The sequence below is a fragment of the Clostridium sp. BNL1100 genome (assembly GCF_000244875.1).
Lineage (GTDB): Bacteria > Bacillota > Clostridia > Acetivibrionales > DSM-1351 > Ruminiclostridium.
Map to the genome: position 1 here is coordinate 1198755 of NC_016791.1, position 13614 is coordinate 1212368.

Here is a 13614-nt window from a genome sequence, read left to right on the forward strand (position 1 = left end):
AGGTGACCGTATGGAAAGAGTACAAAGAATATTAAACCATCCGCAATTTAAAAAGTATATGGAGTTGAATTTTCAGGCAGAAAAAGACCGTAAATTTTGCCGCCATGATATTCAACATTCATTGGATGTGGCAAGAGTTGCCTATATTATTGCACTTGAAAACAAATATGACCTTGACAAAGAAATAATTTATATAACTGCACTCCTCCATGATATTGCTAAATGGAAGCAATACAGCCAAAATGCAGACCATGCCGCTGAAGGGGCTGTTTTAGCACGTAAGATTCTTGTTGATTTAAATATGGAAAAAGGCGACACCGAAATGATTTTGGATGCGATTGCAAAACACCGAAAAATGGAAGGACACAGTACTTCTCTAAGTAAGGTTTTATACGCAGGTGATAAGTCCTGTCGCCAGTGTGTCAGCTGTAGTATGGTTAAGGAATGCAACTGGTTTATCAACGGCAGCACACCTGTATTCAATTACTAAAATAATGAAGGATAACACAAATATGATAGCTGGATGTTTTAAAATTGGGAACAGTACATGGGAATGGGGCAAAAAGACTTATGTAATGGGTATTCTTAATGTAACGCCGGATTCATTTTCGGACGGGGGCAGTTATACAAAACCGGAAATAGCACTTAAGCAGGCATTTCGGATGCTTGCAGAAGGTGCAGATATAATTGACGTTGGCGGAGAGACCACAAAACCCGGTGCAGTACCTGTATCCTCTGAAATTGAACAGCAGAGGATAATACCTGTCATTGAAGCTTTGTCAAAGGCGATTAGCCTGCCTGTTTCTGTGGATACCTACAGGGCAGACACAGCAGAACTTGCCATAAAGGCAGGTGCAGATATGATAAATGATATCTGGGGACTCAAATATGATTCCCGCATGGCTCCAACAATAGCAGAGTATGGCGTACCTGTATGTATAATGCACAACAGAACTACTGGAACAAATTACGGAGAAGACTTTATAGGACAAATATTGAGGGAGCTTGAGGAAAGTATATTAATAGCAAAAAAAGCAGGCATAGAGGATGATAAAATAATCATAGACCCCGGTATAGGCTTTGCAAAGACCTGGGAGCAAAACTTAGAGGTTATGCGTAAACTTGAAGATTTTAAAATGCTTGGCTATCCCGTGCTTTTGGGTGCTTCAAGAAAATCCTTTATAGGAAAGGTTCTGGACCTTGAAGTATATGACAGGCTTGAAGGCACGCTGGCGACAACTGCAACAGGTATTGCAAAAGGTGTTGATATTGTGAGAGTTCACGATGTTTTACAAAATGTAAGAGTAGCTAAAATGACGGATAGTATGGTGAAATAAATGGATAAAATAATTATAGAAGACTTGGAAGTGTATGCTTACCACGGGGTAGCAGAAGAAGAGAAAAAACTGGGGCAAATGTTTCTTGTTTCGTTGGAAATATCAGCCGACTTAAGCACGGCTGCCATAAACCATGATTTGAGCTCTACTTTAAATTACGCAGAGGTATGCAGAGTTGTTGGGGATGTTGTAAGTTCAGATAAATATGATTTAATTGAAACGGTTGCATATAAAATTCTTGAGGGTATATTTATTAACTTTAAAAAGGCGGTATCAGTAAAAATACTGCTGAAAAAACCTTGGGCTCCGATGGGATATCATCTTAAATACGCAGGAGTCCAACTTGAACGTACCAGAGGCGAATTCAATGTGTGATAATGTAGTCACTGCATATATAGGGTTAGGTTCAAATATAGGGGATAGGGAATACCAGTTGAACCGGGCAGTTGAACTTCTTAAACTGGCTGAAAAAGTTCAAGTTACGGCGGTGTCCTCTTATTATAATACTGCCCCGGTAGGATATGAACAGCAGCCGGATTTTTTGAATGCTGTGGTTGAAATAAGGACATACTTGTCAGCCAGAGAACTTCTGACAGTGTGTTCAGGAATAGAAAAAGAACTCAAAAGAGAGAGAATAATACACTGGGGGCCAAGGACCATTGATCTTGATATACTGCTCTACGGAAGCGATATAATCAATGAAACTGATTTGGTGATTCCTCACCCAAGGATGCATGAACGGAGATTTGTGCTGGAGCCTTTAAATGAAATTGCACCTTTTGTAATGCATCCGGTTTTTAATAAAAATATAAATGAGATATTTCATGATAACTTTCTGTAATATAAATGGAGGACTTCTATGTGTAAAAAAGGTTTAGTACACATTTATACAGGCGATGGCAAAGGTAAGACTACAGCTGCAATAGGACTTGGAGTAAGGGCCTGTGGAGACAATATGAAGGTTCTAATGGTTCAATTTCTCAAAAGCAGAGATACCTGCGAGCTTCATTCTCTAAAGAAACTGGAACCGGAGTTTACTGTAATAAGAGGTTTCAGCTGTAAAAAGTTTGTATGGAATATGACTGAGGAAGAAAAAGAAGAAGCACGAAAAGAGGCTTCTGAGATTTTTCAAGGTGTAAAAAATCTTATTTCACAAAGTAATTATGATTTGGTTATTATGGATGAGCTGATAGGCGTTCTGAATAATGGGTTTATCAGTGAAGATGATGTTATTGCTATGATAAAAGATAAACCCCAAGAAACAGAACTTGTATTAACCGGGAGAAATGCCGGGAAACGCCTGATAGAAGCTGCCGACTACGTATCTGAAATAAAAGCCGTAAAACATCCGTATCAAGAAGGCATTTCAGCCCGAAAGGGAATAGAATTTTAGAGTCACTGCTATTTCTGCAACGTTTTACGGTACATATTCATGTATTCGTGTGCTGATTTTTCCCAACTGAAATCTGATCGCATACCTCTTTGAACAAGAAGGCTCCAAATGTCTTTTTTATTGTAATAAAAATCTACTGCACGCCTGATTGTATTGAGCATATCGTGTGCATTGTAGTTTGTAAAAGTGAAACCGTTTCCTTCTCCGGTAGTCTCGTTGTATGAAAGAACGGTATCATTAAGACCGCCTGTTTCACGGACTATGGGAACAGCTCCATATCGGAAGCTGAAAATCTGACCAAGACCGCAGGGCTCAAACAAGGAAGGCATAAGAAACATATCTGATGCCGCATAAATTCGCTGAGCCAGAGTATCGCTAAAGGTTATGTTTGCTGAAACTTTGTCTTTGTGCCAATATGCTGCATTTTCAAAAACATATTTGTAATGTTCATCGCCTTTACCAAGTATGATAAGCTGAATATCCATTTGCAGGATTTCTTCAAGTACACGTTCAATAAGGTCAAACCCTTTTTGAGAGGTGAGCCTCGAAATAATACTGATTACAGGTACTTCAGGCTTTACAGGAAGGCCTAAATCCTGCTGTAGTCTCCGTTTGTTTTCATACTTTTGTGATATCTTGTCAGCCGAGTACATAGCATACAATCTTGTATCATTTTCAGGATCGTTTTTTTCGTAGTCTATACCGTTCAATATTCCGTATAAATCCTTTGATCGGCTATTTAATACACCATTTAATCCCTCACCGTAAAAATCATTTTTTATTTCATCAGCGTAAGTAGGGCTTACAGTACTGATGGAGTCCGAATAAACAAGGCCGGCTTTCAAAAAGTTTACACTTCCGTTAAATTCTATTCCTTCGGGGGTAAAGTATCTCCAATCCAATCCAAGCAGGTTCGAAAGTACTTCTTTAGAGAAGATACCCTGGTATTTGAGATTGTGTATTGTAAATATGGTTTTAATGTTTTTGTAAAAGGGGTCGCTTTTATACACAGCCTTCAATAGAAGACTTACAACTCCGGTCTGCCAATCATTGCAATGTATTATATCAGTCTTAAAACCAATAAAAGGAAGTATTTCTAAAAGTGCTTTGCTGAAAAAAGTAAACTGTTCGGCCTGGTCAAAATCGCCATAGAGTTCAGGCCTGTTAAAGTAATATTCATTATCAAGAAAATAATATGTTATTCCGTCATATTTTAATCTAAAAATACCACAATACTGATGTCTCCAGGATACATCTACATAAATGAAGCCCAGATATTCCATTTGTGATTTGTACTGCTCAGGGATTGCACTGTATTTAGGCATAACTACACGAATATCGCAGCCCAGTTTTGACAGAGCTTTTGGAAGGGAACCGGCAACATCGCCAAGACCTCCGGTTTTTGCAAAAGGGAATACTTCTGAAGAAGCAAACAAAATATTTATATTATTCACCCTGTTACCTCCTGTAAATACTAGTGGTATAATTTTTCCAGATACTTAAAGTCTATCAGAAATTGTTTCAACCTACAACAAACAGGGAATAAAGTAAGCATAAAAAATGCTGATTGACACATTACGGAGGTTGGATTATTCTTGTATTAAATATTTGACAGTAAGGTAAACGGAGGGTAGTAAAAATGCAATTCAAAACAAGGGGAACATGCTCAAGTCAGATAAGTTTTGAGATTGAAGACGGAAAACTAAAAAATGTTCGGTTTAGCAACGGATGTTCCGGAAATCTTCAGGGTATCAGCTCCCTCGTTGAGGGTATGCCGGCACATGAAGTAATTACAAAGTTAAAAGGTATTGATTGCCAGGGAAGAGGTACTTCCTGTCCTGACCAGCTGGCTTGTGCTATTGAATCGGCTTTAAAAACACAGCAGGCAGTATGATATAAATTTAATTTATCATAAACCTATCTATCAATTTTAAATGTAAAGTCGTATAATGTTAATAATAGGTATTTTATTATCCATTATTTATAATCTAAATTACATACTTTAATGAAGGAGGCGTTTAAAAATGGATTTAAAGGATTTACTCAAAAAGAATAAAAAGAAATCAACTAAAAAACAGGCTGCTAAAAATGTTGCAATCGGTGCCGGAATAGGAACAGCCGTTGGTGTAGCTGCCGGAGTACTTTTAGCTCCCAAATCAGGAAAGGAAACAAGGGACGACATAGCTAAAGTTACAAAGGATACACTGGAAAATGTTAAGGATGGCTTAAATACGGCAAAAGAGAAGATTGAAGATATCATAAAAAAGGAAAAGGACTGCTGCTGTTGCACTGAAAACGAAGCCGTTGAAGAATGTGTATGTACAGAGGAAGAAAAGGCTGAATAAAAGCTTTTATACACGAAAGGGTGTTTACATATGTCTATTACTTTAGACCTGAGTGTTGTGGCATGGTTCATAATATTTTGTATAGCTGTTATTATAGGAGTTCTTTTAATAATAGTTTTAAGAAATTGTTTAAAGATTACCGATAAGGTTAACAAAATTTTAGATGACAATGCTGACTCAGTGGGAAAGACACTGGAGGTTTTACCTGCCACTGTGGCAAATATAGATGAACTCGCAAAAAGTGCAAAAGGTACGTTAGATAAGGCTACTTCAGTTGTAACAACAGTTGAAGATTCGGTTTCTGATACCATAGATTCATTTTCTTTTAATGCTGAAAACATATTGAGCATTATTAATGTTGCAAGCTCTGTAGTTAAATCTATTATCAGTTCATTTTCTTCAAAGAATTAGTTCTTGTTGCAATGGCTGTTTCAGGCACTCAAAGAAATCTTTTTGAGTGCCTTTTTACATACCTCAAATAACTAATTTTATTGTAAAAGCAATTATTGTGTGATATTATTTACTTACAAATTCCTACCAATTAGTTATATATTTTTACTAAAGAATTTAAAAATACGTTACGGGGTGAAATACTGTGGATGGAAACATAAGGCTAAGTGCTACAGTAATAAGTTGTATGGGCAGCAGCTCAAACAAAGACGATTTCTATTTCAACGGCAGCTTCTCAAATTGCCATAATACACAAAGTATTCAGTGTTCTTTTGAAAAATCCTCAAGTAACTTCGTGTTTGCTGTTTCAGATTCTCTGGGAATTGATGATGGTGAAACGGATAGCATATCTGCTGTAAGAGAAATAAAAAGATATCACGAAACTGCTAAAAAGCAAAATTTTTCTCTTGAAGCTATTACCGAAAAAATATATGAGGCAGTTCAGCTTTCCAGCAATTTAATATACAGTAAATCCGTTATATCCAGTCAGAACAACCCGATATTAACAGGGTTTTCTTCGTTAATTATTGAAAACAACAGGGCTGTAATAATGAATCTTGGTAATAATGGTGCTTTTCTGTTCAGGCATGGACTTCAAAAAGATATTTTTTCAAATGGCGAAAGCAGGAAGAACGAAAAGCTTAAAGCACTTGGGATAACCCCAAACACTGCAGAGCTATATAACGATACCGACAAGATACTAAAAATAGCAGAACAGGAATCAAAAACAAAAATAAAGCTTTCCTCCAGCATAACGATTGAAGAAGGCGATGTTATTCTTCTATGTAGTGACGGAGTGTTAAACAGTTTAAACAGGAGCAGGATTGAAGCAGTTATTGATTCCGGCTTGGACCCTCAAAAAATGGCAAGCGTTCTTTTTCAGGAAGCATCCAAGAATGATATGGATGAAAGTTTAACTCTTATGGTTATAAAAGTTGAAGAGGTAAGAACTTTATCATATATTCCAATGCAAAGAAGAATGGCACAGTTCGATATGGACGAAGATGAGGACGAAGACGAATTACCCGACGAGCCGGAAAAAGGCCATAATGTTGTTAACTACATATTGGGTTTTATATGTGTGCTGATAATATCAGGAGTTTTATTTATGGGGTATCTCATAGTTAGCAATAAGGGACTGTTTGCTTCTGACGGAAAGCAAGGAAATCCTACTCAGTCAACCCAGACGGCTTCAAATACTACTGACACACCTTCCGTATCTACAGATACTGAGGGTACTGCAACAGCTTCAGATACGGATTCCCAATCGGTACCATCTAAAGCCAGTGACAGTAAAAACAGCGATACTAACGTTGATGATGTCAAGGATTCGGATAATGATACAGAACCTGTAAAACCTTCTGAACCTTCGGACACAAAGTCGGAGACTGACGAATATACGGTACATGTGGTTCAACAAGGAGAAACCCTTAGTTCCATTAGTACCAAATACTATGGAACACCTTCAAAGTATACCGATATACTTAAATTCAACAATATGAAGAATGCAGACAGTATTAAAATAGGTGATGAGTTGAAAATACCAAAAACAAAATAATACATGAATAAATGGGGAACAACCTGAGTTACAGGCTGCTCCCTTATTTTTTAATGCAAAAAGGTTACAAAGCTGTTGGTTGTAAAATTAACCATATAAAAATAAAATAGTTATATAAAATATGGAACTTCATAATTCATATTGCGTCTAAGTTTTTGGTAGGATTTACATGCATTAAAAAAATAAAAAACAAGAGGTGATTGTATTGAAAAGATTTATTTCAATGTTGGTGGTGGTTGCTGTCTTGGCAGCTTTTATGATTCCTGCAATGGCAGCCGACGATTCAGCACAGGTGGACAAAGAGCTGCAAAATGCCATTAAGTTTGTTAAATCAAAGATTGATATTCCTAAGGAATGTACTAAATTCAGTTACAATATTTACAACAGAAATGATCAAATTGTTTGGAGTCTGGCCTGGACCGATGAGGATTCACAAAAGAATGTAAATGTACAAGTAGATCAAGACAATTTTATATCATCCTACAATTCCTATGATTATATGCCAAGCGATGGTAAAAAAATACCTAAGTATTCAAAGGAACAGGCATATAAGATAGCAGAACAGTTTGTAAATCGTCTGAATCCTAAACTTATGGATGAGTTCAAACTTAATGAAACAAATGATTATGGGTATAACGGAGGATATAGTATTAACTATATCAGACAAGTAAACGGTATTAAATATAGAAACAATTACATTAACATATCAGTTAATTCTTATACCGGAAAAGTAATAAGTTATACATGTAATTACTCAAAAAACACCAAGTTTGAAGATTCTTCAAAGATAATAAGCCTCAACCAGGCTCAAAAGGCATTTGCTGAAAAACTTGGACTTAAACTGGTTTACAATGTTAAATTTGAAAAGGATAAGTCTGAAACATATCTTGCGTATGTTCCAAAGGCAACAAATAAGTATATAGACGCTGTTACCGGAGAGGTTGAAACTGCAACAAATTATATGTTATATGAAAATGCTTTATCTTCCCAGGCTCAAAAAATGGCAGCAATGGATGCTGCAGGAACAGTTTCAAATATTGCACTTACTCCTGATGAATTGGATGCCGTTAATAGCATATCCAACCTAATTACAAAAGATACTGCCGACAAGAAATTGCGTTCTTTAAGCAACTTCAATCTTGACAGTTCATTTAAACTTACAAATTCTTACTTGGGTAAGGTTTGGAGAAACAGCAATTCACTTGCATGGACATTGACTTATACAAAGGTACTGGATGAAAGCAAAAAGCTGACAAGAGAAGTTCAAATTACCGTAGACGCAAAGACAGGAGCTTTAATAGAGTTCTGGACTAACTATACATCGCCAACAGGTGCAGTTCCCCAAAAGTCTGAGGAACAAGCAAAAGTAATTTGTGACGAAGCATTAAAGACACTTATACCTGATATTTATGCAAAAGTTAAATTTGACGATTCGTATATAAAATATGATTCAAAACCTGAAAACTCATATTCATTCAAGTATATAAGAATTGAAAACGGATTGGAGTGTCCGGATAACTATATCTCCATATCTTATGATAATCTGTCAGGAAACATTAGCAGCTTTTATACATACTGGGCAAAGGATTTGAAATTTGATGACCCTAAAAATGTAATTAGTGTTGAAGAAGCAAATAAGGTTATGTTTAATAAAATAGGTTATGAAATACAGTATATACCTGATGATTCCGACACCGAAGAAACATTAATTATGGATTATAAGCTTGGTGTATCAAATACTCGAAATGCTGTTCTGGGATATTTTACAGATAGCTCAAAGCCATGCATTATAAGTGCAGTTAACGGCGACATTCTGGATAATTCCGGAAGGGTATACAAAGATAATAAAGTTGCAGACTATACAGACGTTAATGGAATTAAAGCTGAAGATAAGGTAAAGGTATTAACACAGATAGGTATAAGATATATTCAGGATGAACTTAAACCGGCTGATGTACTGCTTCAAAAGGATTATTTTATTCTGCTTTCCAGATTAAATGATTTTTATTACATGGACAAAGCAACCGATAATGATAAAATGATTGAAAACATGTACAATCAACTGATTAGCCAGGGTATTATAACAAAGGCGGAAAAAGCTCCTCTTTCCGTAGTTACCAGAGAGGATGCGGCGAAGTATTTTATAAAATTCAAGGGATTAAGTGAGGTCGCTGAAATAAAGGGTATATACAAGAGCAGTTTCAAAGATGCTAATAAAATCAACCCAAATCTTTTGGGATACGTGTGTCTTACTACAGGATTTAAAGCAATGAACGGCAGCAACGGAAACTTTATGCCAAAAAATAAAATGACAAGATTGGATGGACTTATGACCATATACAATTTTCTGGCTGCTAAATAAATAAAAATACAAAAAAAGAGGGACTGGCAAAACTGCCAGTCCCTTAAATAATAGGGATTTATCAAAAATATAGAAATAAGCATTAAAAATAACATGAATTAATACTCATGCCCATGTATAATTATACAACGATTAAAAACATAATTCAAGTAAAATTTTAATAATTTACCATAATAAATCACTAAAACATAAATTACCAAATAATGTAACAAATACTTTGCTATTTTTGTTTGACTATATCCTTTATCAAAGTTAAAATTAAGGAAAATACATAAAATAAATACATGGAGGTATTACAAAAAAATGCTTACACACATTGTTTTATTCAAATTAAATGACAAGAGTGAAGAAACCATTCAGAAAACAAAAGACCTATTGCTTGGATTAAAGGGACAAATACCTTGTTTAAAATTTATAGAAGTTGGAGTAGATATTGTTCATTCTGAAAGGTCATATGATATAGGACTTTACACTAAGTTTGATTCAATGGCTGACATGGAGGCGTATCAGGTTCATCCTGCACACCTTAAAGTTCTTGAGCATATAAAGCTTGTTAAGGAATCGTCTGTTGCAGTAGACTATGAAAGTTAAACAACCACCGTCTATTAATGGGAGAAAACAAATGAAAAATTATATTGCAGCAATTTTAGCATTGGCAATTACTGCATCAGTTACCACAGGATGCGGGGTTAATGAATATTACTCGGGAAATAAGAATGCAAAATCAACAAACAGTACTTCAGCAGTTACATCTACTCCTTCAAAGACAGCAGTAGATACACAATCTCAAGGTAACTCTACAAAGGCAGCCGATAATTCCCAAAAACCCGAACCTGTAAAAATTGACTATAATAAGGTTAAACCCAACGAAGCAGGGCAAATAATGGTTGTTATGTTTCATAACTTTGTTGAAACATACCCAAAGGGAAAAAACGAATATACAACAACTTTTGTAGAATTTGAAAGCTTGTTGGATGAACTATACCAAAAAAATTACAGGCTTGTAAACCTTGAAGACATGTTAAACAATAATATTGACGTTCCGGCCGGGTGCATACCTATGGTTTTCACTTTTGATGACGGGACAGCAGGTCAATTTAATCTTGTTGAGCAGGACGGGCAGCTGAAAGCAAATCCAAAATCAGCGGTTGGGGTAATGGAGGCGTTTAACAGCAAACATCCTGATTTTGGCCTTAAAGGTACATTTTATGTGAACCTTGGAGTAGAAACTTTTAATGGAGCGGGGACAGTTCAGGATAGACTTAAATATTTGATTGATAAAGGTTTTGAAATAGGAAATCATACAAAGACGCATGTATCTTTGCCGGATGTTAAAACTGCGGCTAAAATGCTTGAGGAAGTTGGTGGAAATCAGAAATTAATGGAAGAGTACATATCCGGATACAAGTTTAAGGCATTTTCATTGCCATTTGGGAATGCGTCAAAGGGTTTGAAGGACTATGTTATTCAGGGCAACTACCAAGGTACAGAGTACAAACATACCTCGATAGTACTTGTAGGTGCAAATCCATCGCCGTCACCCGTATCGCCAAAGTTCAATCCTTATGCTGTACCAAGGGTAAGGTCTACAGGACAGGAAAAGGTGGAATGTGACCTTGCATGGTGGCTGGATGCCATGGGAAAAGGAAGTTCACAGTATATCAGCGACGGTAATAAGGATACAGTGGTAGTACCTGAACCAAAAAAACAAAATGTTGATACGTCAAAATTAAACGGCAAGCAACTGATTACCTACTAAAGAAAATTAAATATCTTTAATTATTATGAGCTGTCGGGCGTTATGTCCGGCAGCTTTTTGCATGGAAAACGGTATAAAATTTGACTTACCAAACCATACTTTTAATAAATGCTTATTGCTTTATTTCCCTTATTATATAAGCGGTTAACATGGCAAATACCTCCGATTTCGTTAGGCTGTGTATCTAAACCAACCATGGCGAGATTTACAAAAAAATACCAAATATAGTATAATAAATGTAAATATATGGATAATATTTGCTGACGTATCAAATAGAGAAGGAGTGAATATTTAATGGGTCAAAAACAGGTAAGAAAGATACAAACAGATATAGACGTAAAAAGAAAAGCTGTAAAACAAGTTGTGCTCCATATAAAGAAGAAAATAACTTCTGAATATTTGGGGAGTGAGTATATAAAGGAATGGCTTTTACAAATAGAAGAAATACTTGCAAAGGACGAATTTGATGTAAAGGAATATATTAAGGCAAGAAAGGAGTTGAATGACATAATAGAAAGAACCCTGGACGAGCAGATGCGGTTTAAACTCAGGGATTCATGGTTTAGTTTGGGTAGAGCGTTGGAAAAGAAGGTAAAGATTAACTAAACACAATAGTTACTTACAGACAAATCGGAGGGGAAAATGTTTAGAAAAAGACGCAAAGTAATTGCCCGCAAGGAAGTAGAAGTAATAGACAAAATTAAAAGAGATATAGAAACAGAGTTATCAAAAAAAGGAGTACGTGTATCGTGTATGAATTTAAACATAAATTCTGAAAGGATATCGCTTAATATCTTACTTAATGGCAGCAGAAGGCTGGCATAGCCGATTTTTTTAAAGAAAATTAAAAAAGATATTTGTATGGGATTGAAACTTTTAATATAACCCACCCATACAAATATCTTATATAATTTTTACGCTAAATTAAAGAACTTAAAAATGATTTTGCATTTTCAATGGCCTTTTCTTCGGTTTCACGTGCTGGGCCCCCAACCAGCTTTCTGCCTGAAACACATTTTTCCAGACTTATTTCAGTGTACACATCCTCCTGAATTTTATCTGAAAAACTTTTGAATTCGTCCATTGTCATATCATCAATAGCCTTGTTGTTTTCAATACAATAAAGAACCATTTTTCCGATTATTTCATGGGCACTTCTGAAAGGGATACCCTTTTTTACAAGATAATCTGCAATGTCTGTTGCATTTGTAAAACCACCTTGAGCAGCCTTATACATATTAGCTTTACGGACTTTCATGGTATCAATCATGTTTGAAAAAACAGGAAGACACATTTTAACGGTATCTACAGCATCAAATATTGCTTCCTTGTCCTCCTGCATATCCTTGTTGTATGCCAGGGGCAGGGATTTCATTACAGTGAGGAGAGTCATAAGGCTTCCGTATACTCGGCCTGTTTTACCCCTTGCAAGCTCTGCAACATCTGGATTTTTCTTCTGAGGCATAATGCTTGACCCTGTACTGTAGGCGTCATCAAGTTCAACAAAACCGAATTCATGTGAGGACCAGAGAATAATCTCCTCGCTTAATCTGCTTAGATGCATCATAAGTATTGATAAGCAGGAAGCAAGTTCAATTGCAAAATCTCTGTCACTAACACCGTCAAGACTGTTTTGAGTTACATCGTCAAATCCCAATTCCTGAGCAACCATGTGCCTGTCCAGAGGGTAAGTAGTTCCGGCAAGAGCACCCGAACCAAGAGGGAGGATATTCAATCTGGAATAGCAATCACAAAGTCTTTGGTAATCTCTCTTGAACATTTCAAAATAAGCCATCATATGATGAGCCAGTGTAATTGGCTGAGCCCTTTGAAGATGTGTGTAACCCGGCATAATAGTATCAAGGTTTGATTCCGACATTTTTACAAGAGTCTCTAAAAAAACGGCAACCATTTCTTTTATTGCAGTTATCTCATCTCTCAGATACATACGGATGTCCAAAGCAACCTGATCATTTCTGCTTCTTCCTGTGTGGAGCTTCTTTCCGGTGTCTCCTATTCTTGATATAAGAATTTTTTCAACATTCATATGAATATCTTCAGCATCAATCTCAAAATCAATTTTTCCGGCTTCTATATCATTTAAAATATCTTTAAGAGTATTTTGAATCATACTGCTTTCATCAGTAGAAATAATACCGCATTTTCCAAGCATATTTGCGTGGGCGATGCTGCCCAGAATATCGTGCCTGTACATTCTACTGTCAAAGCGTATGGAAGAATTGAAATCATCCACCAATTTGTCTGTTCCTTTTGCAAATCTACCGCCCCAAAGTTTCATAATTATACACCTCAATTAAAGTAGGATTAAAAATCTAATATATTAAACAAGGGCATACCTGCATAATCAAGAGGTCTTTTGAAAACCTATGGTCTACCGGAATGCCTTATT

Annotated in this window: 16 protein-coding genes; 14 read left to right on the top strand and 2 right to left on the bottom strand. The window is 36.1% G+C overall.

Annotated features, from left to right (window positions below; translation table 11 throughout):
* Positions 1–10: 10 nt before the first annotated feature.
* Genes CLO1100_RS04935 through CLO1100_RS04955 form a run of 5 tightly spaced genes read left to right on the top strand, consistent with a single transcriptional unit; the run spans position 11 to position 2730 of the window.
* Entirely contained in the window at positions 11–490 is a 480-nt protein-coding gene (locus CLO1100_RS04935; protein WP_014312648.1) for an HD domain-containing protein, read from the top strand.
* Between the two features lie 22 nt (positions 491–512).
* Positions 513–1337 carry a dihydropteroate synthase gene (gene folP / locus CLO1100_RS04940; RefSeq protein ID WP_014312649.1) on the top strand — a complete coding sequence of 275 codons (825 nt, stop codon included), beginning with the start codon at positions 513–515 and terminating at the stop codon, positions 1335–1337.
* Entirely contained in the window at positions 1338–1712 is a 375-nt protein-coding gene (gene folB / locus CLO1100_RS04945) for a dihydroneopterin aldolase (RefSeq protein ID WP_014312650.1), read from the top strand.
* Positions 1705–2178, top strand: coding sequence for a 2-amino-4-hydroxy-6-hydroxymethyldihydropteridine diphosphokinase (gene folK, locus CLO1100_RS04950; RefSeq protein ID WP_041700164.1), 474 nt, complete (start codon positions 1705–1707; stop codon positions 2176–2178). The genes folB and folK overlap by 8 nt, the downstream gene beginning before the upstream one ends.
* An 18-nt stretch (positions 2179–2196) precedes the next feature.
* Positions 2197–2730 carry a cob(I)yrinic acid a,c-diamide adenosyltransferase gene (locus tag CLO1100_RS04955; protein ID WP_014312652.1) on the top strand — a complete coding sequence of 178 codons (534 nt, stop codon included), beginning with the start codon at positions 2197–2199 and terminating at the stop codon, positions 2728–2730.
* 8 nt (positions 2731–2738) lie between these two features.
* Here CLO1100_RS04955 and glgA read toward each other — a convergent pair whose 3' ends face one another.
* Positions 2739–4184, bottom strand: a complete 1446-nt coding sequence (glgA, locus tag CLO1100_RS04960) for a glycogen synthase GlgA (protein ID WP_014312653.1) — start codon at positions 4182–4184, stop codon at positions 2739–2741.
* 185 nt (positions 4185–4369) lie between these two features.
* Between glgA and CLO1100_RS04965 the strand changes: the two genes are divergently transcribed.
* The 9 genes from CLO1100_RS04965 to CLO1100_RS05005 all read left to right on the top strand — a co-directional run bounded on the left by CLO1100_RS04965 (position 4370) and on the right by CLO1100_RS05005 (position 12029).
* Entirely contained in the window at positions 4370–4624 is a 255-nt protein-coding gene (locus tag CLO1100_RS04965; RefSeq protein ID WP_014312654.1) for a TIGR03905 family TSCPD domain-containing protein, read from the top strand.
* 130 nt (positions 4625–4754) lie between these two features.
* Positions 4755–5075 carry a YtxH domain-containing protein gene (locus CLO1100_RS04970; protein ID WP_014312655.1) on the top strand — a complete coding sequence of 107 codons (321 nt, stop codon included), beginning with the start codon at positions 4755–4757 and terminating at the stop codon, positions 5073–5075.
* A 30-nt stretch (positions 5076–5105) separates the two neighbouring features.
* Positions 5106–5486, top strand: coding sequence for a hypothetical protein (locus CLO1100_RS04975; protein ID WP_014312656.1), 381 nt, complete (start codon positions 5106–5108; stop codon positions 5484–5486).
* Between the two features lie 184 nt (positions 5487–5670).
* Positions 5671–7083, top strand: coding sequence for a LysM peptidoglycan-binding domain-containing protein (locus tag CLO1100_RS04980; RefSeq protein WP_014312657.1), 1413 nt, complete (start codon positions 5671–5673; stop codon positions 7081–7083).
* Positions 7084–7279: 196 nt separating this feature from the next.
* Positions 7280–9445 carry a DUF4901 domain-containing protein gene (locus CLO1100_RS04985; protein WP_242836686.1) on the top strand — a complete coding sequence of 722 codons (2166 nt, stop codon included), beginning with the start codon at positions 7280–7282 and terminating at the stop codon, positions 9443–9445.
* A 303-nt stretch (positions 9446–9748) separates the two neighbouring features.
* Complete coding sequence (locus tag CLO1100_RS04990; protein WP_014312659.1) at positions 9749–10036, top strand: Dabb family protein; 288 nt, start codon at positions 9749–9751, stop codon at positions 10034–10036.
* 31 nt (positions 10037–10067) lie between these two features.
* On the top strand, positions 10068–11204 hold the full coding sequence (locus CLO1100_RS04995; RefSeq protein WP_014312660.1) for a polysaccharide deacetylase family protein: 1137 nt from the start codon (positions 10068–10070) through the stop codon (positions 11202–11204).
* A gap of 294 nt (positions 11205–11498) precedes the next feature.
* Positions 11499–11810 carry a hypothetical protein gene (locus CLO1100_RS05000; protein WP_014312661.1) on the top strand — a complete coding sequence of 104 codons (312 nt, stop codon included), beginning with the start codon at positions 11499–11501 and terminating at the stop codon, positions 11808–11810.
* Positions 11811–11846: 36 nt separating this feature from the next.
* Positions 11847–12029 (top strand): hypothetical protein, encoded by a 183-nt coding sequence (locus tag CLO1100_RS05005; RefSeq protein ID WP_014312662.1) that lies wholly within the window; start codon positions 11847–11849, stop codon positions 12027–12029.
* 94 nt (positions 12030–12123) lie between these two features.
* Here the strand turns inward: CLO1100_RS05005 and argH are convergent, their stop codons facing one another.
* Positions 12124–13503, bottom strand: coding sequence for an argininosuccinate lyase (gene argH / locus CLO1100_RS05010; RefSeq protein ID WP_014312663.1), 1380 nt, complete (start codon positions 13501–13503; stop codon positions 12124–12126).
* Positions 13504–13614: the final 111 nt, after the last annotated feature.